At 66.9% G+C, this 25,324-nt stretch carries 27 protein-coding genes; 14 read left to right on the top strand and 13 right to left on the bottom strand.

The features are described from left to right. Nucleotides 1–70 precede the first annotated feature (70 nt). Nucleotides 71–2,614, top strand: coding sequence for a dihydropteroate synthase (folP, locus tag HTUR_RS16175; protein WP_012944405.1), 2,544 nt, complete (start codon nucleotides 71–73; stop codon nucleotides 2,612–2,614). A 663-nt stretch (nucleotides 2,615–3,277) separates the two neighbouring features. Continuing rightward, nucleotides 3,278–4,051 (top strand): hypothetical protein, encoded by a 774-nt coding sequence (locus HTUR_RS16165; RefSeq protein ID WP_012944404.1) that lies wholly within the window; start codon nucleotides 3,278–3,280, stop codon nucleotides 4,049–4,051. A gap of 45 nt (nucleotides 4,052–4,096) precedes the next feature. On the opposite strand, the gene HTUR_RS16160 is transcribed toward HTUR_RS16165, so the two are convergent. Continuing rightward, nucleotides 4,097–4,354, bottom strand: a complete 258-nt coding sequence (locus HTUR_RS16160) for a hypothetical protein (RefSeq protein WP_012944403.1) — start codon at nucleotides 4,352–4,354, stop codon at nucleotides 4,097–4,099. Nucleotides 4,355–4,502: 148 nt separating this feature from the next. On the opposite strand from HTUR_RS16160, the gene HTUR_RS16155 reads away from it, so the two are divergent. Beyond that, nucleotides 4,503–5,558 carry an aldo/keto reductase gene (locus HTUR_RS16155; protein WP_012944402.1) on the top strand — a complete coding sequence of 352 codons (1,056 nt, stop codon included), beginning with the start codon at nucleotides 4,503–4,505 and terminating at the stop codon, nucleotides 5,556–5,558. 35 nt (nucleotides 5,559–5,593) lie between these two features. Here HTUR_RS16155 and HTUR_RS16150 read toward each other — a convergent pair whose 3' ends face one another. The 3 genes from HTUR_RS16150 to HTUR_RS16140 form a co-directional block, all read right to left on the bottom strand. Then, nucleotides 5,594–5,863: a hypothetical protein gene (locus tag HTUR_RS16150; protein WP_012944401.1), complete on the bottom strand. Its 270-nt coding sequence runs from the start codon at nucleotides 5,861–5,863 to the stop codon at nucleotides 5,594–5,596. An 82-nt stretch (nucleotides 5,864–5,945) separates the two neighbouring features. Next, a complete protein-coding gene (locus HTUR_RS16145) occupies nucleotides 5,946–6,266 on the bottom strand; it encodes a DUF7521 family protein (protein WP_012944400.1) in 321 nt (106 codons plus the stop codon). A 1-nt stretch (nucleotide 6,267) separates the two neighbouring features. Further along, complete coding sequence (locus tag HTUR_RS16140) at nucleotides 6,268–6,612, bottom strand: winged helix-turn-helix domain-containing protein (RefSeq protein ID WP_012944399.1); 345 nt, start codon at nucleotides 6,610–6,612, stop codon at nucleotides 6,268–6,270. Nucleotides 6,613–6,714: 102 nt separating this feature from the next. Between HTUR_RS16140 and HTUR_RS16135 the strand changes: the two genes are divergently transcribed. After that, nucleotides 6,715–7,146, top strand: coding sequence for a hypothetical protein (locus HTUR_RS16135; RefSeq protein ID WP_012944398.1), 432 nt, complete (start codon nucleotides 6,715–6,717; stop codon nucleotides 7,144–7,146). Between the two features lie 25 nt (nucleotides 7,147–7,171). Here HTUR_RS16135 and HTUR_RS16130 read toward each other — a convergent pair whose 3' ends face one another. Beyond that, complete coding sequence (locus tag HTUR_RS16130) at nucleotides 7,172–7,975, bottom strand: SDR family oxidoreductase (protein WP_049941774.1); 804 nt, start codon at nucleotides 7,973–7,975, stop codon at nucleotides 7,172–7,174. Between the two features lie 215 nt (nucleotides 7,976–8,190). Here HTUR_RS16130 and HTUR_RS25640 point away from each other — a divergent pair, with 215 nt between their 5' ends. From HTUR_RS25640 to HTUR_RS16115, 3 genes are all read left to right on the top strand, one after another. After that, a complete protein-coding gene (locus tag HTUR_RS25640; RefSeq protein ID WP_012944396.1) occupies nucleotides 8,191–8,325 on the top strand; it encodes a DUF7560 family zinc ribbon protein in 135 nt (44 codons plus the stop codon). Nucleotides 8,326–8,513: 188 nt separating this feature from the next. Then, complete coding sequence (locus tag HTUR_RS16120) at nucleotides 8,514–9,503, top strand: bile acid:sodium symporter family protein (RefSeq protein ID WP_012944395.1); 990 nt, start codon at nucleotides 8,514–8,516, stop codon at nucleotides 9,501–9,503. Between the two features lie 120 nt (nucleotides 9,504–9,623). Then, complete coding sequence (locus HTUR_RS16115) at nucleotides 9,624–10,088, top strand: NUDIX hydrolase (RefSeq protein ID WP_012944394.1); 465 nt, start codon at nucleotides 9,624–9,626, stop codon at nucleotides 10,086–10,088. A gap of 66 nt (nucleotides 10,089–10,154) precedes the next feature. Here the strand turns inward: HTUR_RS16115 and HTUR_RS16110 are convergent, their stop codons facing one another. Together HTUR_RS16110 and HTUR_RS16105 are read right to left on the bottom strand one after the other, a co-directional pair. Further along, nucleotides 10,155–11,591, bottom strand: coding sequence for a DUF402 domain-containing protein (locus tag HTUR_RS16110; RefSeq protein ID WP_012944393.1), 1,437 nt, complete (start codon nucleotides 11,589–11,591; stop codon nucleotides 10,155–10,157). Between the two features lie 22 nt (nucleotides 11,592–11,613). After that, nucleotides 11,614–11,991 (bottom strand): DUF7532 family protein, encoded by a 378-nt coding sequence (locus tag HTUR_RS16105; RefSeq protein WP_012944392.1) that lies wholly within the window; start codon nucleotides 11,989–11,991, stop codon nucleotides 11,614–11,616. 141 nt (nucleotides 11,992–12,132) lie between these two features. On the opposite strand from HTUR_RS16105, the gene HTUR_RS16100 reads away from it, so the two are divergent. Both HTUR_RS16100 and HTUR_RS16095 read left to right on the top strand, forming a co-directional pair. After that, entirely contained in the window at nucleotides 12,133–13,146 is a 1,014-nt protein-coding gene (locus tag HTUR_RS16100) for a PrsW family intramembrane metalloprotease (RefSeq protein ID WP_012944391.1), read from the top strand. 116 nt (nucleotides 13,147–13,262) lie between these two features. Then, a complete protein-coding gene (locus HTUR_RS16095; RefSeq protein ID WP_012944390.1) occupies nucleotides 13,263–15,551 on the top strand; it encodes an ATPase AAA in 2,289 nt (762 codons plus the stop codon). Nucleotides 15,552–15,967: 416 nt separating this feature from the next. Here HTUR_RS16095 and ubaA read toward each other — a convergent pair whose 3' ends face one another. After that, complete coding sequence (gene ubaA / locus HTUR_RS16090) at nucleotides 15,968–16,810, bottom strand: SAMP-activating enzyme E1 (protein ID WP_012944389.1); 843 nt, start codon at nucleotides 16,808–16,810, stop codon at nucleotides 15,968–15,970. 181 nt (nucleotides 16,811–16,991) lie between these two features. Here ubaA and HTUR_RS25635 point away from each other — a divergent pair, with 181 nt between their 5' ends. The 4 genes from HTUR_RS25635 to HTUR_RS16080 all read left to right on the top strand — a co-directional run bounded on the left by HTUR_RS25635 (nucleotide 16,992) and on the right by HTUR_RS16080 (nucleotide 20,698). Next, nucleotides 16,992–17,177 (top strand): HVO_0416 family zinc finger protein, encoded by a 186-nt coding sequence (locus tag HTUR_RS25635; RefSeq protein WP_012944388.1) that lies wholly within the window; start codon nucleotides 16,992–16,994, stop codon nucleotides 17,175–17,177. A 161-nt stretch (nucleotides 17,178–17,338) separates the two neighbouring features. Beyond that, nucleotides 17,339–17,497, top strand: a complete 159-nt coding sequence (locus HTUR_RS27505) for a DUF7563 family protein (protein ID WP_007260282.1) — start codon at nucleotides 17,339–17,341, stop codon at nucleotides 17,495–17,497. Between the two features lie 97 nt (nucleotides 17,498–17,594). Continuing rightward, the gene (locus HTUR_RS16085; protein ID WP_012944387.1) at nucleotides 17,595–19,469 is read left to right on the top strand and encodes a UvrD-helicase domain-containing protein; all 1,875 of its coding nucleotides are present in this window, start codon (nucleotides 17,595–17,597) and stop codon (nucleotides 19,467–19,469) included. Next, a complete protein-coding gene (locus tag HTUR_RS16080) occupies nucleotides 19,466–20,698 on the top strand; it encodes a M24 family metallopeptidase (protein ID WP_012944386.1) in 1,233 nt (410 codons plus the stop codon). Before HTUR_RS16085 ends, HTUR_RS16080 begins: the two co-directional genes overlap by 4 nt. A 15-nt stretch (nucleotides 20,699–20,713) precedes the next feature. On the opposite strand, the gene HTUR_RS27500 is transcribed toward HTUR_RS16080, so the two are convergent. Together HTUR_RS27500 and HTUR_RS16075 are read right to left on the bottom strand one after the other, a co-directional pair. Continuing rightward, nucleotides 20,714–20,866, bottom strand: a complete 153-nt coding sequence (locus HTUR_RS27500) for a hypothetical protein (RefSeq protein WP_012944385.1) — start codon at nucleotides 20,864–20,866, stop codon at nucleotides 20,714–20,716. Nucleotides 20,867–20,915: 49 nt separating this feature from the next. Then, nucleotides 20,916–21,200 (bottom strand): DUF7533 family protein, encoded by a 285-nt coding sequence (locus HTUR_RS16075; protein ID WP_012944384.1) that lies wholly within the window; start codon nucleotides 21,198–21,200, stop codon nucleotides 20,916–20,918. Between the two features lie 134 nt (nucleotides 21,201–21,334). Here HTUR_RS16075 and HTUR_RS16070 point away from each other — a divergent pair, with 134 nt between their 5' ends. Then, on the top strand, nucleotides 21,335–21,940 hold the full coding sequence (locus HTUR_RS16070) for a riboflavin synthase (RefSeq protein WP_012944383.1): 606 nt from the start codon (nucleotides 21,335–21,337) through the stop codon (nucleotides 21,938–21,940). A 585-nt stretch (nucleotides 21,941–22,525) separates the two neighbouring features. On the opposite strand, the gene HTUR_RS16065 is transcribed toward HTUR_RS16070, so the two are convergent. From HTUR_RS16065 to HTUR_RS16055, 3 genes are all read right to left on the bottom strand, one after another. Next, nucleotides 22,526–23,311 carry an SDR family oxidoreductase gene (locus HTUR_RS16065; RefSeq protein ID WP_012944382.1) on the bottom strand — a complete coding sequence of 262 codons (786 nt, stop codon included), beginning with the start codon at nucleotides 23,309–23,311 and terminating at the stop codon, nucleotides 22,526–22,528. Between the two features lie 96 nt (nucleotides 23,312–23,407). Then, nucleotides 23,408–24,892 (bottom strand): sodium:solute symporter family protein, encoded by a 1,485-nt coding sequence (locus HTUR_RS16060; protein ID WP_012944381.1) that lies wholly within the window; start codon nucleotides 24,890–24,892, stop codon nucleotides 23,408–23,410. After that, nucleotides 24,889–25,191 carry a DUF3311 domain-containing protein gene (locus tag HTUR_RS16055; protein ID WP_012944380.1) on the bottom strand — a complete coding sequence of 101 codons (303 nt, stop codon included), beginning with the start codon at nucleotides 25,189–25,191 and terminating at the stop codon, nucleotides 24,889–24,891. The genes HTUR_RS16060 and HTUR_RS16055 overlap by 4 nt, the downstream gene beginning before the upstream one ends. Nucleotides 25,192–25,324: the final 133 nt, after the last annotated feature.

Raw genomic sequence — 25,324 nt, 5'->3', positions numbered from 1 at the left:
GATCGCCGACACCTCGAGGCTCGAGAGCGGAGTCCGATATCCCTAAGCGCGCGGACTCTGTGGTTCGGGTATGGAGTATCACGAGGCGGCGGATTTCTTATTCGATCTGCGGCGCTTTCGCCCCAAACCGGGGACGGAGTCGACGGCGCGGCTGCTCGCCCACCTCGGCGACCCCCACGACGGGGTCGAGTTCGTGCAGATCGCCGGCTCCAACGGCAAGGGGAGTACGGCGCGGATGGTCGAGCGAAGCCTCCGGGAGGCCGGGCTCTCGGTCGGCCTCTACACCTCGCCCCACCTCGAGGACTTGCGCGAGCGGATCCGCGTCGACGGCCGGAAGATCCCCCGCTCGGCGGTCCGCGAATTCGTCGAGGCGGCTCACGAGTACCTTACCGACCGGGGCGCCGACGGCGAGTCGCCGACGTTCTTCGAGACGATGACCGCCATGGCCGTCTGGCAGTTCGGTCGCGAGGACGTCGACGTCGCCGTCCTCGAGGTCGGCATCGGCGGGAAGTACGACGCCACGAGCGTCGTCGACCCCGTCGCGAGCGCGGTCACAAGCGTCACACTAGAGCACACGGGCATCCTCGGCGACACCGTCGGCGAGATCGCCCGCGACAAGGCCCACGTCGCGCCCGCCGACGCGCCGCTGGTGACCGGAACCACCGGCGACGCCCTCGAGGGAGTCCGTGAGGTCGCGGGCGACGTGATCACCGTCGGGGCCGCAGACGCCGATCGCGACGACGAGCCCGACGTTCGCGTCGCATACGGCGGCCGCGTGAACCACACCGAAGCCGCCGTCACCGTCGAACACGGCGACTGGACCCTCGAAAACCGACTCTCGCTGCTGGGGGCCCACCAGGCCGAGAACGCAGGGATCGCCGCCGTCTTGGCCCGGCAGGTCGCCGATATTTCGGACGACGACCTCGCACGCGGGCTGCGAAGTGCCCACTGGCCCGGCCGATTCGAGGTCCTCGAGACGACGCCGCTGATCGTCTTAGACGGTGCGCACAACCCCGGCGCCTGCGAGCCGCTCGCGGCGACGCTCGACACCTACGACTACGACGACCTCCACCTCGTCTTCGGGGCGATGCACGACAAGGACCACCGCGAGATGGCCGCGACGCTGCCGACGCCCGACGTGGTCGTCGCGACCGAGCCGCCCCTCGACCGCGCCGAGGACCGCGACGTCCTCGCGAGCGTGTTCGAAGACGTCGGCGTCGCCGACGTCCGAACGTCAGCCACCGTCCAGGACGCCCTCGAGACCGCTCTCCGCGAGGCCGACGACAACGACTGCGTGCTCGTGACGGGCTCGCTGTTCGCCGTCGCCGAGGCCCGCTCGCGCTGGACGAACGCCGGGGTTCCGAAACGGATTCGCGACCGCGAGGACGCCCGCGAGGCGCTTTCGACGGCGAACGTACCCGCCGCGAGCGATTCGGAACTGCAGGGCGACGCCGTCCACCGCGTCGTCTCGCTCTCGCTCGGCTACCGACGGGCCACGGCCGTCGAACGGGAACTGCTGCGACTGGGCGGCGAGTGCGCTCTCTCGGGACTCCAGCGCGACGAGGAGTCGGTCGACGCCGTCCTGATGGGTACCGTCACCCAGTTCGAACGCCTCGTCGAGCGCCTCGAGTCCGGCCCCGGGCCGACGGACCGCTCGGACGACGGCACACGCGGTCTGCTCGAGGTCGCCCGGGAACTTCGCGAGCGCCTTGAGATCGATTCGGAGGCGGACTCGAGCGATGGGCCCACAGCAGTCACGGCCGGGACTACCGGCGCCGACGGCGCCGACGCGGGCCATCCTTGGGACGACCGCACCGCCGTCATGGGCATTCTGAACGTCACGCCGGACAGCTTCCACGACGGCGGCGAGTACGACGCCCTCGAGGACGCCGTCGCCCGCGCCGAACGGATGATCGAGAACGGCGTCGACGTGATCGACGTCGGCGGCGAGTCGACCCGTCCCGGCGCCGACCCGGTGCCGACCGAGGCGGAGATCGACCGCGTCGTCCCCGTCGTCGAGGAGATCGCGGACCTCGACGCCCTCGTCTCGATCGACACCCGGAAGGCCGCCGTCGCCGAGGCCGCTCTCGAGGCCGGCGCGGACATCATCAACGACGTCTCGGGACTCGAGGACCCCGAGATGCGCTTCGTCGTCGCCGACCACGACGCGATGCTGGTGCTGATGCACAGCATCGACGCGCCGGTCGTGCCGGGCCGCGAGATCGAGTACGACGACGTCGTCGAGGACGTGATCGACCGGCTCTCCGAGCGGATTCTCCTCGCGGAGAAGGCCGGCATCGACCGCGAGGACATCATCGTCGATCCGGGGATCGGCTTCGGCAAGTCGGCTCCCGAGGCCTTCGAACTCCTCGATCGCACCGACGAGTTCCGGGCGCTTGGCTGTCCGATCCTGATCGGCCACTCCCACAAGTCGATGTTCGAACACGTCGGCCGCGAGACCGGCGAGCGCACCGCGGCGACCGTCGCAGCGAGCGCGATCGCGGCCGACCGGGGCGCCGACATCGTTCGGGTCCACGACGTTCCCGAGAACGTCGCTGCAGTTCGGACGGCGCTCGCGGCACGGAATCCGGAACGGTTCGACTGGCAGCCCTGAGGCCGATCGCTCGAGTCAGAGGACCCGTTACGGTTCGTTTTCAGTAGATAGTAGCACGGTTTCTTTGTTCAGACGGAGGTCTGAAAGCGAATCGAGTGAGTTGGTAACTACAGGTGCGTATGAAGCAGATTTCCTGCGGAAGGGGTGCCATTATCGAAATAGTGTATTATTGCTCCGACCGATGCGACGACATCGATGTCGAACAGGAGTCGGAGGCCGTAACCCAGAACGCCGCGAGCGCGTCGGTGCCGGCGATCACACCGACCGCCTGCTCCGAGAGCCCGACCCACGAGAGGATCGGGTGGAGGCGAGCGAGAGCGAGGGAGAAGAACGTCAGACCGAACAGAACGCCGAAGATCGGATGGGGATACGCGAGAACGACCAGCGTAGACCGTATTGCTCCTAACGGCCATCGGACGGACCGCCCAGCCCGACGGAGTGGCGGATCGACTCGGTCGATCGCCGAACGGAATCACTCGAGGCGCATCGCTCGGGTATCGTGACCGCGTACGGCATAGTCGTTTCGCTCGGCTGACTGTTCGCCGACCGGCTGACAGCGATCGGTCGTCGATCCCTCGACGTTCAGCTTCAGTTGCCGGTCCAAGCTTCAACCGTCCGGGGGGTGTAGCCGCCACGAGCGCAGCGTGCGCGGAGGTTCATTCAATGTCCGAGGAACACGATCACGACCTGGCGACGGAACTCCCGACGGAAGCGACCGAGAAACTCGACGAGTACGACGTAGACGTTCCGATAGACACGGCGCTGTCGATCGTCGGCGGCGACTTCAAATCCATGGTGCCGTTGCTGGGTGGCGGCGTGGTGCTCCTCTCGGCACTCAAATCGCTCGGGAAGGGACAGTTGCGGGCGATTCCGAAGGCTGCCGTCGCCGCCGGCCTGCTCAGCTACGGGCTGCGGAACCGCGGCGGGGACGAGGCGGAGACGTTCCGGCCGACCTTAGACGAGATCGAGGGCGGGACCGACGGGAAGGACGTCTCCGACGCGGCCCACGCGGCCGCCAAGCGCCCCGATTCCGGACAGGAGTCCGAAATCGACGCCGACGGGGACGTCCACGAGTCGGCACAGCTCGGCGACGAGGGCGAGACGGGCTCGCGCATCGAGTTCAGCGACGAGACGGACGAGGAAGAGACGCGCACGAAACCGGACCACGTAGGCGACGAAGAGGATCCGCGCCGGGACACCGGCGACGACGACGAGACGGTCGAGGTCGACGTCTCCGATACGGCCATGGCAGAGGAGACCGCCGAAGCGACGGGTCCCGACCCCGAACAGGCCCAGCCCTCCCAGACCGACGCGACCGAACCCGAGGAGACGCCCGAGGAGGACGCCTCGGACATGAAGGTCGAACCGGGCGAGGAAGCCGACAGCACCGACGACGAGAACGAGGCGACCGAAGACGGCGACGACGAAGACGAGTAACTCGAGTGGCGACTGCGTGAGACGCCGTTCCGTTCGAGTGGACGGCTACGACCGTCGGTCCCGAGTAGTCTCCTCGCGTGCCGTCCGCTGTGCGGACTGCCAGCCGGTGAGAAGGACGGCCGGAAGGGCGATTGCTGCGAGCGCGAGCAGCACGCCGCCGACGACCGCCCAACTGGTGATCCGGCTCGGATCGAACCGTGAGATGGCGGTGACTTCGAGGACGACCACCGCCGTGACGGGGACGACGAGCACGGCGAGTCCCAGGGCGGCGTACTCGAGGCGGCGGTCTCCCTGAATTGCCATGCAGAACGGTGGGATCCGACTCCAATGAGTCGTTCGGATCGCGAAGTCAGAATCCGTCTCGAGTGATTACGAACCCACCCATCATATTTCGGGATCCGAAAAGCGATATTCCGCATCCCATAAGTCCCCTCGATACGAACGGGCGACTATGCAATACCAGGAACTCGGCGACTCCGGCGTCGAGGTCAGCGAAGTCGGCTTCGGCGCGTGGGTCGTCGGCACCGACTGGTGGGGCGACCGCTCGGAAGACGACGCCCTCGAGATGCTCCGGTACGCCGTCGAGCAGGGGATCACCTACTTCGACACCGGCGACGTCTACGGCCACGGTCGCAGCGAAGAACTGGTCGGCGAGGCCCTCTCCGAGGTTCGGGACGAGGTCACGATCGCCACCAAGGTCGGCTACGACTTCTACAACAATCCCCAGGCCGGCCACGGCGAACTGCCAAAGGAGATGGACCCCGAGTACCTCCGGGACGCCGTCGAGCAGAGCCTCGATCGGCTCGGCGTCGACTCCGTCGACGTCCTCCAGTTGCATAACGCCGACGTCGACGAGATCACGCCCGACGTGCTCGAACTCCTCGACGAACTCGAGGAGGAAGGGCTGATCGACGCGACCGGCCTCGCGTTAGGGCCCTCGATCGGCTGGCTCGCGGAGGGCGACCTCGCCATCGAGGAGGAGTTCGACTCCGTCCAACTCGTCTGGAACGTACTCGAGCAGGAGGTCGGCAACCACTTCCTCGAGACGATCGAGGAGACGGGCTCGTCGACGAGCCTCATCCCCCGCGTTCCCCACTCCTCGGGGATTCTCAACGAGCAGGTCACCCCCGACACCGAACTCGGCGAGGGCGACCACCGCGGCTTCCGCCCCGACGAGTGGTACGAGACCGGCTGGGAGAAACTCGAGCAGCTTCGGTTTCTCGAGCGGGACGGCGAACGAACGATGGGGCAGGCCTCGATCGCGTGGCTGCTCTCCCACGACTCCGTCGCGACCGTCACCCCGACGTTCCGCACGAAAGGCGACATCGACGAGTGGGCCGCCGCCAGCGACGTCCCGAAGCTCTCCGCGGAGGAGATGAGCCGCGTCGAGGAACTCTACGAGAACGACTTCGACATCGACCGCGACGACGGCATGGACTCGCTTCGCTCCTCCGTCGACGGCGCGGACATCGAGTCGGCCGGCCTCGACAAACTGGCAGCCGACTGAGCGCGTTTTCGACCTCGAGTACGTCGCGGGAGCGACTACTCTCGATCGGTGTTCGTCAGTCTGAACTCGAGTTCGAGATGTCCCTCAGTTTTCACGTTGACTCCGCCGAGTTCGTCCGAGAGCTGCTCTCGCGCTCGAGAGCTCGGTTCGACGGTGACCGAGACGCTGTTACTGTTGGCGTTGTACGCGATGTTGCCGACCGTGACGTCGAACGCGAAGAGGTCGGGGACGTCCTCCCTGAGCCGGTTGCGGACGTCATCGACCTCCGACCGCACGTCGGCCATCTCGTCGTTTAACGTCGACATCGGTTGGCATAGTTCGTGAGGGACGTTAACGTTTCACCTTGAATGTTCGCCTCGAGTCGGCGTCCTCGATGCGGCGGCCGTGTCAGGAGGGCATCCGGAGCGCGTAGAGGATCGCGACCAGCCCCGACAGCTGACTGAGCTGACTGAGGACGGCGATCGCCGTCTCCGAGAGGAACGGAAGCGTCGCGTAGAGCACGACCAGCAGGAACGGCACGGCGAGCGCGAGTGTGAACCCGATAGCGATGACCAGCATCGGTCGGCTGTCGTTTCGCCGGTAGCCGCGGTAGGCCTGATACGCGATGAACAAGCCGATGCAGGCGCTCAGCACGTCGGTCGCCTGAACGAACGTCACGAGCCACTCCGTCGCCGCCGGTTCCCAGAGCTGCAGCGGTGTCGACTGCACGCTAGATCCCCTCGATGAGATCGGTGAACCGATCCGCGATATCCGTCCGGCGGTCGATCCGAAGCGACAACCCGTCGTCCTCGAGTTCGATCGTGATCCGCTCTAAGTTCGTCGCGTAGACGGTCCGATGGTGGCCGCCCTCGGGATCCGGTTTCGTTTGCTCGACGAGGAGTCCACACTCGCGGAGGTCGTCGAGCCGCCGGTACACCGTCGGTTTGGACGCGTCACAGCGGTCGCTCAAGGTGGTCGCTGACATGGGTTCCTGGCTCGTCTGGGTGAGGATCGTGCGCACCGTCGGGTCCTCCAGCAGGGTCCCGATCGTCTCGACGTCCGGCTCCTCACTCACGGTAGCAACGTCTACCGAGAACTGACATAAAGGGGTTTTCACGACTGCAGCCGCTGCAGTCGTGCTCGACGGTCTTTCGTCCCCGAACGCGTCGGTATTCGTATGTCGCCATCGACTCGAGCGATCGACGATCGAACCGATTCGACGAGGATCACGCGCCGCGCGGCGGGCTGGCTGTGGACCCGACTGACGGGCTCGAGTCCGCTTCGACCGACCGCCGGCGGCGGGCTCGCGCTGGTCGCCGTCAGCGCCGCCGTAAGCCTCGCGGCGGCCGGCCTCCTCGGAGAGACGCTCCGAATCCGCTGGAGCGTCGGCACCTACTACGGACCGGAGTACGCACCGACGACGATCGCACTCGCCGCGTTCCCGATCCTCGTCGCCGTCGCGGTCGGCGCGTTTCGAGGACTCGCGAACGTCCTCGTGCGCACCGAGGCGGGCGATAGAGAGCGGGGCCACTACGAACTGGCAGTGCTGACGGTCCTCCTGTCGCTGCTGGTCATCCAGGTCACTCTCGTCCTCGCGAACCTGTGGTGAGTGGCGATCGCTGGCGTGGCAGCTCCTATCGGTGTCCGCCCGCCGCGAGACGGTCGCGATGCGCGGACTCGAGCCACGTCCCCCACGTCGTGGTCCCGACGGTTCGATCCGGACAGCAGGCCGCGCCAGACCGGAAGCCGGCGGCGACCTCTCCCGGCAGCGGGAGTCGAACGATGGGCCGTCGGAGCCCGCGGACCTCGCGGTAGGTCTCCGCGAGTTCGCGGACGGTCAGTATCTCGGGCCCGCCGACGTCGGGCGCTCGTCCGGCCGCCTCCGGCGTCGCGTAGTCGGCGATCGCTGCCGCCGCCTCGCCGACGTCGATCGGCTGGAGTCGGATCCCAGTCGGGAGCGGCCAGATCGGCACGCGCGCGATCGTCTCGAGGATATCGTGGACGAACGAGTGGAACTGGGTCGCCCGCACGATGGTCGACGGAACGGGACTCTCCGCGACGATCCGTTCGGCCGTCAGCTTGTGTTCGTAGTACGAGTACGGAATCTCGTCGACGCCGACGATCGAGACGTAGACGAAATTCGAGACGCCGGCGTCGGCCGCCGCCACGAGCAGCCGTTCGGTGCCGCGAACGTCGACCGACTCGGTGTCGCCCCGCGGCGCGGTCGCGGCGTGGACGACCACGTCGACGTCCGACACGGCGTCGCGGATTCCCGTTTCCGCGGCGAAATCCGTTCGGACCCATTCCACGTCGGCCCTGTCGGTCGACGGCGGAGATCGACTCGCCGCGACTACGTCATGGCCCGCATCGCGCAGACGCGGCCGCAGCGCGCGCCCCAGCGTCCCGGTCGCGCCCGTCAGGAGCGTTCGACGGGTCATCAGTATTACAACTTCGATCGGCATCACCGAAATACGTGTGGGTCGGTCGCCCGTGCGCCGGCGGCCGGCCGCGGGCCGGTCCGCATCCCGCTCTTCCCCGGTGCGGACGGCGTTCGGTCGGCCGGGACGAGCGTCGCCGGTATATAACTCCCTCTATATCCGGGTACCCACCCTATCCCCGACGCGGACGTACCAGTATCCGGAGGAACACGGCCATGAATACCTACGAGTTTACCTGTCCGGACTGTCGGCGAGCGATACCGGTGACCGATCCGATGCGAGAGGCGACGCTGTCGAGCGGCTGTCCGGTGTGCGGGCGATCGGTCTCCGGCGAACACTTCGCGGTTTGATACCGACGGGTACTGCGCTCGGAATGCGGTGATCGGAGCGTTCGATCGACGACAACGTCGTTTTCGACGGTAACGGCCGATCGGTGAGCGGTCACGGCCCTCGATTCGCCGGCCCTCTCGGTTCAGCGTCCCGAACGAACACGGAAGCCGGAGTTTTCATAGTCCGGACACCCAGAGGACTCAGTCGAATGCGTTTGCATACCACTCTCGAGCGGATCGGTGAGTTCACGAGCAAGTACTTCGTCCTCTGGGTGGTGATCGCGGCGCCCCTGGCGCTGTACGCGCCCGATCTCTTCACGCCGATCGCCCCGTACATCACGCCGCTACTGGGGATCGTCATGCTCGGCATGGGGCTGACGCTGACCCCCGACGACTTCCGCCGGATCGTAGCGCGCCCGCGGGACGTCGCCGTCGGCGCACTGGCCCAGTGGCTCCTGATGCCGACGATCGCGTACGTGCTCGTCGTCGCGCTCGGATTGCCGTGGGAGATCGGCCTCGGTCTGATCCTGGTCGGCGCGGCGCCCGGCGGGACGGCGTCGAACGTGATGACCTACCTCGGACGCGGCGACGTCGCGCTGTCGGTGTCGATCACCACGGTGACGACGATCGCCGCGCCGGTGGTGATGCCGGCGTGGATCGTCCTGCTGGCCGGCGAGTCGATCTCGGTCACGTTCGCGGAGATGGCCGAGTCGATCGTACAGGTCGTCCTAGTGCCGGTCATCGGCGGACTGGCGCTGCGTTACGTCCTCGACAGGCGCGCGCCAGTCGTCGCGAAAGCGGGGCTCTCCGTCTTCCCGGCGATCAGCGTGGTCGCGATCGTCGCGATCGTCGCGGCTGTCGTGGGACTCAACGTCGAGACGATCCTCGGCGCCGGCGCCCTCGTCTTCCTCGCGGTCGTCCTGCACAACGGGCTCGGACTGGGCTCCGGCTACGCCGTCGGCCGCGCGACGGGCATGGCCGAGGATCGATCGCGGGCCTGCGCGTTCGAGGTCGGCCTCCAGAACAGCGGGCTCGCGGTCGCCCTCGCCACCGCGCACTTCAGCGCCGGCGCCGCGTTGATCCCGGCGCTGTTCAGCGTCTGGCACAACGTCTCCGGGCCGGCGCTGGCGACGCTCTTTACGCACCTCGACGACGACGAGCGGGTCGAGGACGTCGACGCGACGATCGCTTCGGACTAATCTCCCAGTACGTCCGTTTCGTTTCTCTCTCGATTCCGAATCGGACGTGCAATATCCTTAGTGTCTTTTAACATACTACGGGACAGGGTTTTTACGGGAGAACGGTGTGCGTATCGTATCATGAGTAACGTCACGTACGTACAGAAGGCGTGCGCCTACGTCACCCGACAGACGGGTGAACTCCTCGTCTTCGAGGGGCCGGGTCACGACGGCCTCCAGATCCCGAAGGGGACACTCGAGGCCGGCGAATCGCCCGCGGAGGCGCTGTTCAGGGAGGTCGTCGAGGAGAGCGGTCTCGGCACGTTAAACGGAGCGACGAAGCTGACGACCGACGTCTGGACCCGCCGCGAGTCGCCGCCCAAGCGGTACGTCCGGCACTTCTTCCACGCGACGGTCCACGAACCGCGCGACCGCTGGACCCACACCGTCACTGACGGCGGCGAGGAACACGGTTCCGAGTTCAAGTTCCGATGGGTCCAGCCGCCGACGAACCGCGAGTTCGCCCTCGATCTCGACGACTACGTCCATCTGCTGCCGACCGACTCCGCGACCGACGAGGGCGACGTCGCGAGCGTCTCGGACTGAGCCGACGTCTCCGACGCTCGAGCGTTACTTCCGGCGATCCGGTGAAACCCCGCCCTCGATCCACTCTCACTTCGAGAGCGCCCGTTCGACGGCTGCCGCGACGTTCGTCGCTTTCTCGGCTAGTTCCTCGGAGACGTGGCCGTCGTCGACCGCGGCCTCGAGTTCGTCCGCGTCGACGGTCTCGACCGTCCCGTCGGCGTGGCGGATCACGTCGACGTAGAGGTCGACGTATCGCGCCGCGTCGGGGAACAGTTCGACGGGCGTACAGACGTTGACGTACGTTCCCTTCGCCGTCCCGGTTTCGTCCTTGTACGTCGTCGGATACCACCAGCGACCCTCGCGGAACTTCGTGACGGCGACGTCACCCTCCTCTTTCGGAACGCCGAGCGCGTCGTAGCTGCCGCCGCCGCGCATCGACCGCTCGAGGGTGACCGAGCCGTCGGCGTCCCAGTCGGTCACCTCGCCGCGGCCGAGCGAGATGAGTCGCCCGTCGGGCTTGCCGTGGCCGATCTCGAGGCGGTCGCCGGTCGTCGGTCCGAACTGGCTGGAGACGGCGCCGAAGGGGAACCCGTCGCCGTCGTCGCCGCTCTCGCCGGGAGAGTCGCAGACGGCTTCCGCGAAGTCGACGGCCGCGCTCACGGCCCGGTCGGCGGCCTTGGTCCGGTGGTGGCCCGCCATCGTCGTCTCGACCTCGCGGCGCACCCCGTCCAGCGCGAACCGCGACTCGCGGCCGAACCAGGCCCACGTCGTCGCCCGCGGCGCGGCGAGTCGCCCCGGTTCGCCCGGCGTCTCGGGCGCGTCGGCGAGCGCGTCCTCGAGTTCCAGCGCCCGATCGACCGCGCGCTCGAGGGCGGTTCCCATCGCCTCGAGGTCAGCGTCGGCCGCCGTTCCCTGCCAGCGCACGCCCCAATCGTCGGGGACGTCGACCGACAGGAGGTCGGTCATGCCGACGAGTTCGTCGGCCCGCTCACCCCGGAGTGCCGCTGAAACGCCGGTCCGATCTCGCGAGAGGGCGACGAGGCCGTCCCCGACTTCGAGCGTCGGCTCGACGCGCGGATCGTCGCCGGCCCACGGCGGCACGGGCTCGGTGACCTGAACCCGGTAGCGGTTCCCCGAGTCGACGTAGCCGTCGACGTCGTCGTAGTGGAGGTAGCCTCGTCGGCCGTCGCCGAGGTCGACCGTCGCCCCGCCCCCGCCGCCGGCGTCGACGACCTCGCAGTCGAAGACCGCGCCGCGGGGGACGTCGTCGTCCCAGCGGAAGCTATCGATCGCGAGTGACTCGAGTTCGCTCGCGACCGTCTCGACCGCGTCGGGGTCGCCCGAGAGTTCGACGCCCTGTCGGTCCCGAGTCGTCTCGATCGCCACGTCGGCCGGCGCGGCCTCGAACGACGCATCGAACCGCTCCCGGATGGGATCGGAGGCCTGGACGACCTCGAGGCCGCGGTTGCGAAGAAGCTGCGTGATCGCAGTGGTGTAGATGCCGCGAACGCGTCCCGTCGTCATCGCTGTCCCTCCATACTGGGGATCACCGCAGCGTCTCGCGGTCCGGCGCGAACCGAACGCGGCCGTTGATCGTCGGTCCGAGCGTCAGTTCGACCGACTCGTCGGGCAGCACGCGGCCGTCCTCGACGTAGACGCCCCACGTGTCGAACCGCAGCCAGCCCCGCATCTCGTCGGCGTGGGTCGTCAGGTCGAGGTACTCGACGGTGTGTTCAGGATACTCTGAGGACGAGTGAGCCATGTCCATGTCCGAGTAAACGGTATCGCGTTCGTCGAAGAACTCCTCGAGGGCCGCCGCGTCGGCCGCGACGGCCTCGACGACCGCCTCCGAGGCGGCCCGGAGATCGTCGGTCTCGAGGCCGACGTCGCGAAGCGCCTGCTGGGTTCGCTGATCGAAGTGCATGGGCGCCGATACGCGGGGCGGGCCTTTGTGGATTCCGAGTTGGGCTCTCTCACAGCTACGGTGTGTCTGAACGCCGTCGGGTACACACCACTTGAGTCCGTGTGCCGAACCTATACTGGGCCGGCTCGTATACACTTGCGTATGGCACGCAGGCGCGATCCGGTCGAAGCGGCCAGCGAGGAGTCGACCGATCTGTACGACGTCTCGACGTGGGAGCCGCGATCGCTCCTCGATCGATTCGCGTACACGATCTACACCGCGATCAACTACGGGCTACAGACGATCGTGCTCGCGGTCGCGTTCGCGATCACGGTCGCCCTGCTGGTCCAACCGGCGCTGCTCGTCCTCGAGGAGGGATCGATCTTCATCGCCCTCTTCTTCGGGCTCTCGGTCGTTCCGGCGGCGATCCTCGCGGCCTTCATCTGGTACTCGGATATCACGACGAACGAACCGCTCACGCTGCTCGTCGCGACCTTCGTGCTGGCCGTGCTGTTCGCGACGTTCGCGGCCGTCGTCAACTCCCTGTTCAGTCCGAGCTTTCAGACGCTCGGCTCCGTCGGGATGGTCCTCTTTTTCTACCTGATCGTCGGTCCCGTCGAGGAGACGGTGAAACTGCTCGCGATCCGATTCTTCGCGTACCGGAGCGAGGCGTTCGACGCCGTCATCGACGGCGCGGTCTACGGCGCCGTCGCCGGCCTCGGGTTCGCCGCGATCGAGAACACCCTCTACATCTCCGGCGCGGTCGCGACGGCCGACGGCGGCCTCCTCACCGTCGCCGCCGGAACCACGACCGTCCGGGCGCTCGTCGGCCCCGGCCACGTCATCTACTCGGCGATCGCGGGCTACTACCTCGGGCTCGCGAAGTTCAACCCCGAGCACGCCGGTTCGATCGTCACTAAGGGGCTGTTGATCGCCGCGTTCATCCACGGCACGTACAACGTCACGGTCGGCATCGTCCCGGAGCTCATCACCGGCGCTACCCCGCTTCCCTTCGGCGCGGCGTTTATCGGCTACGTGGTCCTGTTCGACCTCGCCATCGGCGCGTTCCTCTACCGGAAGATCGCCAGATACCGCCGGGCATTCCGCGCCGTCAGGGACGATACCGGACCCGAACCGCGGTCGGAACAGACCGAGTTCGACCCGCCCGGACGCTGACGAGTCTCGGTCTCGAGCGACGATCCCACCGTGTCGACCCGTCAGAGCGGCGGTTCTGACGCGGCCCGCGGGTGCAGGCAGCAGTGGCTTGCCTCGCAGCGGCCCGAGAGTCTCCCATGAGCGCCACGTTTACTGACGACGATCTCGAGAAAACCGTCGAGAACGAGTCCGGCGAGGTGATCGGGACCGTCGCGTCCGTCGAGGACGATACCGTTCGCGTCGAACCCCGGACCGGCCTCGTCGACTCGATCAGGGCCGCCCTCGGCTGGAGCGGGAGCCACGAGGACACCGTCGCGATCCACGAGGACGCCGTCGACGCGATCTCGAGCGAGGCGATCCGCCTCGAGACGGCCGCGGCGGGCGAGACGACGTCGACTGACCGATCGCCAGACGAGCCAGCGGATGTCGATACGGCCGCATCGACACCGTCGAACGTCTCCGACGCGACGGAGTCGGCGTCTCGAGCGGAGGACGAGCCCGCGAACGCTGCAGAACGCGACTTGGACGCCGAACTCACCGAGGAGATGCGCGGGGCCGCACAGCGAGATACCGTCAACGAGGAGGGAGACGTGACAGGGAACGCGGCCGAGCGGACCGACGAGCCCGCCGGGCCCGCCGATACTGCTACCGCGGAGTCCGAACCGTCCGAAGCCGACGACGAGCAGTCGGAGACGACAACACAGCCAGCGGAGCCGTCCGTGATCGTCGAGTCGGAGACCGACGAGTCGATCGAGACTCCCGACGAACCGGAGATGGGCGAGCCGATAGATGCCCCCGGCGATCCGGAACTGGACGAGTCGACGGATGCCGCCGCCGACTCTGACGCGATCGAACCGATGGGTGGGACCGACGACTCGACGGCGGATGACTCGATAGCCGGTCCCGGCGATCGCGACTCACGCGACGAGATCGACACGGCCGAGACGTCAAGCGGGATCGAGACGACGGAGCCACTCGAGACGGACACGGAAAGCGACTCGGACGCCGAAACCGCCGACACACAGTCGTCGGACGACGAAACGAGCGAATCTCGAGACAGGGACTCTCCCGACGAGATGGATCGTGCGGGCGTCCAGAACACGCCGGTCGGGGAGGCAAAGTCGGCGCCCGACCACGCCGAGATGGAGTCGCCGGCCGACACCGACCGCGAGAACGACGCCGCCCGCGAGGACGACGCTGACGGCGGAGCCATCACTGACTCGGCTGCGGAGCCGGCAGCGAGCGACTCGAGCAACGATGCGGCGGAACCGGCGACCGAGGAGACGGATCTCGCCAGCGAACTGGACGCCGGCACCGATATCGACGCCGCGGTAGCGTCCGGCGACGACGAGCAGTCTGACGATGCGGACCGAACGGAGAGCGACTCGAGCGACGACGCGGACGTCGCCGAGGCGGTCGACACCGGTCTCGACCTCGAGTCGGCCGCGGAATCGACCCCTGACGCCGACCGCGAGGGGTCCTCGAGCGAAACCGAATCGACGGACCTCACCGATGCGGTCGATACGGGCGTCGACATCGAGTCGGCCGCGACGGGTGATTCGGGATCGCGGCCCGACGCCCGTCCCGAGACGGACCTGGATCCCGACGTCGACGCTCGCTCGGGTCCCGCGTCCGATCCTCGGCCGGAGACCGAACTCGAGTCACCGGAATCGACCGTCGACGACGCGGCGACTCGAGACGAGTCGATGTCTTCGGACGAACAGCAGTCGCCGACGGACGTCGCCCCCGGCGTCGACATCGAATCCGCCGTCGATGCCGACGAAGATGCGGGTTCGGAACCGGGGATCGATCCGGAGACGCTCGCCGACCAGGAGACTGACACTGAGTCGGCGGACGGAGCAGTCGCTAGAGAGCGCGTCGACGAGCCGGATCTCCCCGTTGCTGAGAGCGAGACCGATCGCGAGACGACCGACCGATACGATCGAGCGGGCTCGCCGCTCGCGGCTGTGGTCGCGACACAGCGGGCCGCGATGACCGGCGGACAGGAACTGGTCAAACAGGGCCTCGCCGCCCAGCAGGCCGCCGCCCCCTCGGCTGTCGAGACGCCGCTCCGAATGCAACAGCAGGGCCTCGAGGCGACGCAGGCGGCGACCAGCGGCTACTTCGATATCGTCGGTGCGCTGCTGGGTGGCGGTACCGGTTCCGACCCTGGCTCGTCCCGGTCGGTGGACGAGGCGATCGCCGCTCTCGAGGACACACACGCCGACCTCCCGGCCGACGAGTTCGACCAACAGCTCTCGGTCCACCTCGAGTTGCTCCGATCGATGCAGACGCAACTCGAGGAAACGGTCGACGCGACCAAAGCGGGAGTCGATACGAACGACGAAATCACCGGCGACCTGCTCGAGCGACAGGTCGCGATCCTCGAGGCGTGTCAGCAGCGACTGGCCGACGACGCGGAATAGCGGGATCGATCTTTCCCCACCGGGTTCCTCGGTGAAGCTGGCCGCATCTGTTCCGAGACGCGTTTCGAACGGCGTTTGGATGAACGCGAGTTTCTGCTGCTTGTGGCAACGGGGAATCGCCACGCCCTCCCCAGCCGATTTCTCCTCACGGGTGCGAAGCACCCGTTCGGATGGTTCGCGGGACCAGAGTTCCCGCGCTAATGCTTCCTCCGGTCGCTCATCCACTGGAAGACGCACAGTGTCTTCCAAGCCTTCACTCACTCCGTTCGTGAAGACCTCGCGCGCGTTCGGACCGCGGTTCGTCGGCGCTCTCTCCAGTCGCACAACGCCGCCTCACCGCGGTCCAGCGCGCGCCACCGCACCGTGGTTTCTCAGGCTGGAGTAATCGGGACGTAGATCGGGGCTGGCGTGTCCGTTCAGTCCGCGGAGATCTCGCAGCTCCCCTCGTAGCTGACGTCCTCGACCGACTCGATCTCGGGCTCGTCGCCACAGACCGGACAGGTCGGGTTCGACTGGATCGGCACCTCCTCGAAGCTCATGGCCATTGCGTCGTACATCAGCAGGCGCCCCTCGAGGAGCTCGCCCTTTCCGAGGATGTACTTGACGACCTCGGTGGCCTGAATGCAGCCGACGGTGCCGGGAAGGACGCCGAGGACGCCGGTCGTGGCGCAGTCGGGGACGGTGCCCGGCTCGGGCGCCTCGGGGAAGATACAGCGGTAGCAGGGCGGGGAGTCGTCGACGCCGTCCCCGCGCTCGTTCGTGAACGTCGTGACCTGCCCCTCGAAGCGGTAGATCGCGCCGTGGGACAGCGGCGTCTCGGTGAGGACGCAGTGGTCGTTGAGCAGGTATCGGGTGCCGAAGTTGTCGCTGGCGTCTAAGACGATGTCGTAGCCGCTCACGAGGTCGCCGACGTTGTCGGCCGTGATGCGGGTCTCGTGGGTCTCGACGTCGATGTCCGGGTTCAGCGCGTCGACGTAGTCGGCCGCGCTCTCGACCTTCGGACGGCCGACGTCGCCGTCGCCGTGGACGATCTGGCGCTGCAGGTTCGACCGCTCGACGACGTCGTCGTCGACGATCCCCAGCCGGCCGACCCCCGCCGCCGCGAGGTACTGGATCGCCGGCGAGCCCAGGCCGCCCGCTCCGACGACGAGGACGCTGGCATCGAGCAGCCGTTGCTGGCCCTCGGGCCCGATCTCATCCATGATGACGTGTCTCGAGTAGCGATCGAGTTGGGTCGCATCGAGGCGCAGGTCGCTCATGAGCGATAGTTGGACCGAGACCGAGAAAAGTCCGCGGGTCGTGCCAGCGGTGCTGGAACAGTTCTCGAGTCGATCGGAGCGATCGATCGTCCGTCGTTCGGCCGCCGATGGCGTTCGGAGTTCGAGGCAGATCTGGGTGCCAACCCAATCGTTTAATACTGTGGCAGCCATTGACACACCTATGGCAACCTCACCCAATGGCGGCGGTGACGACGTCATCGACCAATTCCTCTCGGACCGCGGTCACACCGTAGAACGAGTCGGGTGGGAGCAGGAGTATAATAAGAAGCAGTGCCCCGAGTGTGGCGGCCTGCACGATACGTCCGCCACGACCTGTACCGTCTGTGGGTGGGAACCGACGCCGTAACACGACGCTACGTCGCTCGTTTTTTCGCGTCCGCTGAATCGAAACGGAACAGTGCGTGCCGTCCTGTAAACGGAGCATCAGCCGCTCGTTTGGCCGTAATTTCAACGCCAAACATGCGATACAACTATAACGTATGGTTACCCTATAGTTCGCTGAGAACAATGCCGGAATGCCAGAACTGCGGCGCGTTCGTAACGGATGCCTACGCACGCGTGTTCACGCCGCGCGACGTCGACGACCCGCGGGTCTGTCCCGACTGTCAGGACAAGATCCGTGACGGCGCCGACGTTCGAACCGCCCGCTCCCCGCGGAACCCCTGACCGTCGGTCCCGATCCGTTTCCGTCGGCGAACGGCCGTCGATTTTTGCCGACCAAAACCCACGTGACTTATGGGTATTGCGACCCTGAACAGGGATAATGGCTACCACGGAGACGAAGGTGACCCGGTTGTTCGGTGGTCCGGGCAGCGGGAAGACTACTGCCCTGCTCGACCACGTCGAAGAGATCCTCGAGGAGGAGGGTGTGACCTTCCGGGATATCCTCGTCGTCTCATACACGCGCGCAGCAGCACAGGAGGTTCGCGAGCGACTGGCCGAGCGACTCGGCGAGAGCCCCCGCGCACTGCAGGGCAACGTCTGTACGATGCACGCGAAGGCCTACGAGCTGCTGGACCTCTCTCGAAGCGACGTCATCGGTGAGTCCGACAAGGAGGAGTTCTGCGAGGAGTACGGCCTCGAGTACGAGGACGAGTACTCGGGCGCCGGTCGACGCACCGCCCGGTCGACGACGATCGGTAACAAGGTCATCGCGACCAGCCAGTGGCTCCAGCGGACCCGACGTGACGTCACCGACTGGTACGACGTCCCCTTCCAGTGGAACGACGAAGAAGTGCGACTGCCGCCCGAAATCGATCCCAACGCCCAGGAGGGCAACAAGTACACCCCGACCTGGCCCAGCGACGACGACCGGATCGACGTCCCCGAGGCGATCCGCGCCTGGCGCTCCTACAAGGGCGAGGAGGGCAAGATCGGCTTCGCGGACATGCTCGAGCGGGTCGCACAGCGCTCCCTGCTTCCGAGCGTCGACTTCCTGGTGATCGACGAGTTTCAGGACATCACCACGCTGCAGTACGACGTCTACGAGGAGTGGAAACCCCACATGCGGCAGGTACTGATCGCCGGCGACGACGACCAGGTCGTCTACTCCTGGCAGGGCGCTGATCCCGCGCTCCTGCTCGACGAGCAGGTCGACGAGGACGTTATTCTCCCGAATTCCTACCGACTCCCCTCGAACGTCCTCAACGCGGTCAACAAGGAGATCCGCCACATCGAGACCCGTCAGGACAAGGACCTAAAGCCCCGCAAGGAGGGCGGCGCCGTCGAGGCGCGAGCGAACGCCTCGATGCTCGACGTCGTCCGGAACGTGCGTCGGACCCTCGATCAGACCGACGGCACCGTCATGATCCTGTTCCGGGCGCGCTACCAGATGTTCCAGTTCATCGACGAGTTCATCACGGAGGGCGTGCCGTTCACGTCGCTGACCGACCAGCGGATGTGGACCGATCGACTCACCCAGTACGTCCGGGCCGTCGAGGCCATCGACGAGGGCGAGGACGTCACCGGCTTGCAGGCCCGACGGCTCGCCGACATGCTTCAGGAGTCGGCCTTCGGGACCAACGAGCGCGACGACCTGTTCGATACCATCGACGACCGCCAGGAGGAGGCCGGCATCGACGACCTCGAGGAGCTCGTGATCCCCGCCGACGTCGTCGCGGACCACGTTCCGTTCATGCCCGGTCCCGCCTCCGCGGGCGACATGGTCCGGAAGGTCACGAACTTCCAGAAGAAGAGTATCCGGTCGTACTTCGCGATCGGCGAGTACCTCGGCATGGAAACCGACCGCGTCCGTGTCGGCACGATCCACTCCGCGAAGGGTCGTGAGGCTGACCACGTCATCGTCGGCACTGACCTCACCGAGAAGGTCGTCGAGCAGATGGTCGCCACCGTCGACGACCCCGAGGACGTCCCCGGCGTCGAGGAGTTCACCAAGAACACCTCCCCCGTCCCCGTTCTCACTGACAACGAGCGCCGTGTCTTCTACGTCGGCATGTCTCGGGCCCGCGAACGGCTCGTCCTCCTCGAGAACTTAGTCGACGGCGCGCCGACGCTGCCGATCGACGTCCTGCTCAACAACCGGCTGACCGATATGCCCCTCGAGGAACTGGTCGAGCAGGCCCAGCAACCCCAGGACGCCGAGGCGGACGACAACGAGGTCGAAGCCGAAGCGCCGTGACCGACGCCGATTCGATCGGCGAGAGCGACGACGCCAGCGACGGCGACGCCGCTACCGAACCCACGGGGAGCGTCGCCGACCGCCTCGAGTCGCGTCTTGCCGAAACCCTCGAGCGCCGCGGCGCCGTCGCGTTCGTTCACGTCGGTTTTCCGCGCGATCCGGGGCTCCGGTACTGTCAAGTGGTGCTCGAGGAACGCAGCGATCAGTCAGCGGCCGAGCGGGAGCAACCGCTCACGGCTGTCGCGTTCGACGGTGACACGCGCGAGTGGTTCACGGCCACGGCCGCCGACGCGTCGACCCATCCCGCTCGAGCGCTCGCCTCGCAACTGGCCGATCGCGTCGCCGCCGGGACGGTTCTGACGCCGGCGCGGCTCCCTCACGACGCCGCGCTCTACCTCGAGGAGGCCGGCTTCGAACCGGCCTCGACGGACGTGCTCGAACGCGCTCGCGCGGCGAAGACGACGGCCGAACGCGAGCGGATCGCCGCCGCCCAGACTGCCGCGGGCGCCGGCATCCGTCGAGGGGCCGCACTGCTCGCAGACGCGACGATCGAGGACGGCCACCTCGTGGCCGACGGCGACGCCGTGACCCCGTCCCGGCTCCGGACGGCGATCGACGAGGGCATCGTGGCAGCGGGCGCGTTTCCCGCGGGCAACACCGTCGTCAATCCCGATTCCGGACACGCGCCCTCGAGTCGCGACGCAACCGTCGCCGCTGGTTCCGTTGGCGGTGCCGACGCGGCCGACGAACCGCTTCGCCCCGCCGAGCCGATCGTCCTCGAGACGGCACCCCGCGGTCCGGGCGGCTACCACGGGGGGCTCGTCCGCACGCTCGTCGTCGACGGCGACGGCGGTCGGGAGCGGCGGGCCCACGTCGGCGCGACCCAGTCGTTTCGCTCCGCGGCGGCGATGTTGACCGCCGACAGCGAGTCGGTGACCGCCGTCGAGGCCGACCTCGAGGCAGAGGTCCGCGCGTTCGGCTTCGAGGATCCCGATGCCGTCGCGACGCGAGTCGGCGGCGTCGGGCTCGAGCCCCGAGAGCGACCGCTCGCAGGCGGCGACGAGATCGAGCCAGGGAGCGTCGTCCGACTCGAGTCGGCAGTGCGAGTCGAGGGGGACCGCTGGCTGCGGATCGCCGACCTCCTCGTGAAGGGCGACGAGGGTGAGCGGGCGACCTATCTGGCGTCGCCGTCGCGCTCGCTCGAGCCGCGGGCGTTGCTCGAGGAGTAGCGGCCACCGGCGCGCTCAGTGGGTATCGTTGGAGTCGGTTATCGAGCGCTCGTCGGTCGCGTCGCCGTCTGCGTCCGCTTCGGAACTAGTTACTCGAGCGTAAACGCTCAGGACGCCCTCGACTACGAAGTTGACGGCGTGAATAAGTCCGAGAAAGAGGTCCGACATCTATCGGTCCGATAGTCGCTCCAGCGGAATAACTGTTGATGCCTGAACACTACTTCCGTTCGTCCTCGGGAGTCACGTCCACGATGTCGCGGTCCTCGTCCTCGGATTCCGGTTCGCTGACGACCGATCCGACGACTCGTTTGGCGGCCAGTTCGGGGAGGTCCGACGGCGTCGTCATGTGATGCTGGATGACGACGAGCAACACCGCGAGGGTGACCAGGATAGCGCCGACGAGCGTCTTCCCGTCGATCAGAAACTGGATTCCGGCCATGGCGGCGGGAAGCGCGAAGACGAGCGTCCCCGCGAGTTTGATCGTGTCGATGATACCGGCCATTACCCCGGCGTACGCGCGATGCGGTCAAAAGCGCGGCGACTCCGTCACCGCCGCCATCGGCTCTCGAGTCGCCACAGATCTGGAACGAGTTCCGAGTTCGGAACGGCTTTATCCGTCGACTCGGACCTTCGAGTATGTTCACGGGAATCGTCGAGGAGACCGGCGAGATCGTCGCTCGCGAGCGGACCGACGACGGCCTCCGACTGCGCATCGGCGCCGACGCGGTCGCGACGGGCCTCGAGCACGGCCAGAGCATCAGCGTCAGCGGCGTCTGCCTGACGGTCGAACGCTTCGAAACGGGCGCGTGGTTCGAAGTCTTCCTCGCGACCGAGACGGTCGAGCGGACCTATCTGGGGACCCTCGAGGAGGGAGATATCGTCAACCTCGAGCGGGCGATGCCGGCCGACGGCCGGTTCGATGGCCACGTCGTCCAGGGCCACGTCGACGCGGTCGCGACGGTGACGGAAATCGAGTCCGTAGAAGAGGACTGGTTCTTCGAGTTCGAACTGCCCGAGGGGTACGCGAAGTACGTCGTCGAGAAGGGGTCGATCACGCTCGACGGGATCAGCCTCACCGTCGCCGACCTAGACGAGGCCGCGGGTCGGGTGACCGTCGCCATCATCCCGACGACCTACGACCTCACGACGCTCTCCGAGAAGTCGGTCGGCGATCAGGTCCACCTCGAGGTCGACGTGCTCGCGAAGTACGTCGAGCGGCTGCTCGAAGCGCGGTTCGAGTGACGAATCCGTCGGCAAACACTATCTCAGCGTCTCTCTCGCAATTCTGAGTCTGTCCACTGGAGAGCCAGTGTGCAGTGGCGCGCGCTGTCGGCTGTCCGAGCGGCAGTGAGGACAGCCAATGAAATCGTTCGAGGTCTCTGTGAGTAGACCTTCGGTCTCGCATACCATGCGAACGGGCGCTTCGCGCCCGTAAGCAGACGAAGCGAGCGAATCGGTCGGGGAGGACGTGGAAATCACCGTTGCCACGAGAATGAGGAACGAGGATTCTTTCGAGGAGATGATTTGAATGGCGATACTCGAGAACGGGTACCGCTGGACCGATCGACGTAGTAACTCGTGAATGGAACGGGACGTTCGAAAGGCACGAAAAGAACAGCGAAGCGGTCTGCTTGTTCTGGCAACAGGGAATTGCCACACCCTCCCCAACCGATTCGCTCACTCCCTTCAGTCGCTCGCTCATCCCTCGCGCAGTTTCGTCGGGAGTCTTCGCTATCGCTCAGACTCCCGACCGCGCGCGCCACCGCAGAGAATGCACCTACTGTTCGAATCACGCTCGAGGGAGTTCGAACACGGTTTCGAGCGCGCCTAACTCCGCAACAGCCCGCCGTCGATCGGGAGCGCGACACCGTTGACGAAACTCCCGCGGGGACTCGAGAGCAGCGCCACGACGTCGCCGAGTTCGCGGGGCTCGCCGAGGCGGTCCATCGGGATGTCGCTCGACATGTCCGCCAGCCCCTCCTCGTAGTCCTCGTAGACGCCGCGCTCGATGTTCGCCTCGATGAGCTCCTCGATTCGGGGCGTTTCGATCGTTCCCGGGAGGACCGCGTTCGCGCGAATTTCGGGCGCGAACTCCCGCGAGACGGTCTTGACGAGGCCGATCACGCCACGGCGTACGGAGTTCGACAGCAGGAGGCCGTCAGCTACCTCGCGGACCGTCCGCGAGGTGATGCAGGTGATCGTGCCGTGGTCGGACTCGAGGAGGTGCTCGTGGGCGTTCTCGATCGTCCAGACGACGCTCATCACCAGCAGGTCGTAGGCCTGGTACCAGTCCTGTTCGTCGGTCTCGAGGAAGGTGGTGCTCGGCGGACCACCCGAGGAGGTGACGAGGTGGTCGATCCCGCCGAAGGCGTCGACCGTCTCGCTGACGAGATGGGAGACCTCGTCGGGGTCCGTGAGGTCGGTCGGCGTCGCCCGGACCTCGCCGTCGCCCGCGTCGGCGAGCTTCTCGCGGGCCTCCTCGAGGCGCTCCTCGTCGCGACCGCAGATCATCACGTTCGCGCCCTCCTCGGCGAGGGCCTCGGCGCTCGCGAAGCCGAGTCCGCTCGAGGAGGCCGTCACCAGTGCGCTGTTACCGTCGAGTTCGAGGTCCATGCGCGTACCCAGGGCGACGAACTACAAAATCTCGGTGCCAGTGGCAAGGGAGTCACGAGAACCAGTTGCGACGGGGTCGGCCGGACGGACGGCCGTTCAGTCCGCACCCAGCCGCTCGAAGTAGATCGCCCGCCGCTCGGCGGCCGCGGGCGTCGTCACCAGCGAGACGGCGACGGTGACGAGCAGTCCGACGCCCATGCCGACGATGCCGGCCGTCCAGCCGGCGTAACTGCTGGGAACGATCGAGAGAAAGAGGCTCAAGAGGTAGAACGTCTGACTGGCGAGGATTCCGGCCGTGATCCCCGATCGAGTCGTCCGGCGCCAGTAGAGAGCCACAAGTACGGGGAGGGCGAGCTGTGCGAACCCGCTGAAGGCGGCGTCGCCGAGTTCGAACAGTGTCGCGGGGTTCCAGAGGCTCGCGAGGAAGGCCGCGCTGGCGAAGACCACGACGCCGATGCGGGCGATCAGATCCTCGCCTCGCTCGGAGAGCGCCCGTCCGAAGAACGCGAGGATCGGGCGACACAGATCCCGCGTGAAATAGGACGAACCCGACAGCAGCATCGAGTCCGAAGAGGACATCATCGCCGCCATCGCGCCGGCGATGACGAGCGCGGCGAACCAGACGGGCGTGTACTCGGCGAGCACGATCGGGAGTACGTTACCGCCCTCCGGCACCGCCACCTCGAGGCCGGCGGCCCACGCGCCGAGCATGAACGAGGGGACGAACAGCAGGACGCAGAGGATCGGCCAGAGGGCGAACGAGCGCTTGAGCACCGTCTTCGAGCCCGCGGCGAAGAACCGCTGGTTGACCTGCGGGAACATCGCGACGCCGAAGCCGATCGTGATCGCCGTCGAAAGCATCCACTGGGGCGTGTAGTAGGCGCTACCCAGCGAGAGGAACCCGCTCGTCGCCTCGCTCGAGGCGATCGCTTCGGTCGCGGCGCCGGGACCGCCGACGGCGGCGAGCACCCAGATCGTCGCGACCCACGTCGTGACGAGCATGAACGCGCCCTGCAGGGTGTCGGTCCAGGCGATCCCGCGCATCCCGGCGACGACGACGTAGAGGATCATGAACGCGGTGATCAGCCCTGCACCGGCGGCGTAGGGAACTGCGCCCTCGGTGAGCGCCTCGAGGGCGGTCCCGGCGCCGACCTGCTGGAGCATCACGTACGGGAAGAGGTACAACAAACTGATACCGGCGATCAGCCCGCGGAGCCGTTTCGACCCGAAGCGGTCGCCGAGCATCTCGCCGAGCGTGACGTAGCCGTACTGGCGGCCGAGCAGCCACTGCTTGTAGCCGATGACGTACCAGAGGACGGCAAAGATGATCCCGTCCATTAGCCCCATGACGAGAATCCACTCGGGACCCTGCGCGTAGGCGATGTTCGGACCGGCGAAAAAGGTAAACGCCGACAGCAGCGTCGCGAAGGTCGTGAACAGCAGGACGACCGTTCCCAGCGTCCGACTCGCGAGATAGAAGTCCTCCGCGGTCCGGTCGGTCATGCGGTAGGCGACCAGCCCGACGGCCAGCGCCAACAGCAGGTAGCCGACGATAATTCCAAGCTGTAAGGCGACGCTCACGGCCGGTCACCTCCCGGTGCCGGTCGCGACGAGCGATCTCCGTGCTCGAGGCCCGAGGTCTCGGATTCGCTCGCCTTGCTCGAGTCGCCCCCGCGTCCGGGTTCGATGCCGATACCCCATGCCCGCTGAGCGAATGTCCAGAAGACGACGGACGCGAGTCCCATCCAGCCGACGTGCCACCAGAGCCACAGCGGCAGGCCGGCGACGACCGTCGAATCGCCCCAGAGGAACCACGGGACCGCCAGCGCACAGAGGGCGGTCCCGACCGCGGTCCACCCCAGGAGTTGCAGTCGACGCATATCCGGGTGTTCGGCCCGACGTTGGTAACAGTTTCCCTTCAACCGTCGCGATTGAAGACGTTTCGTTATCGACCCCTCGAAAGCGCTCTCCGCCGGCCGTTTCAGACTCAAATCGCTCTTTGCCAGCACGAGT

Origin of the sequence: Haloterrigena turkmenica DSM 5511 (assembly GCF_000025325.1) — an archaeon.
GTDB classification, from domain to species: Archaea; Halobacteriota; Halobacteria; order Halobacteriales; family Natrialbaceae; genus Haloterrigena; species Haloterrigena turkmenica.
This window is presented reverse-complemented; position numbering and strand designations above follow the sequence as displayed.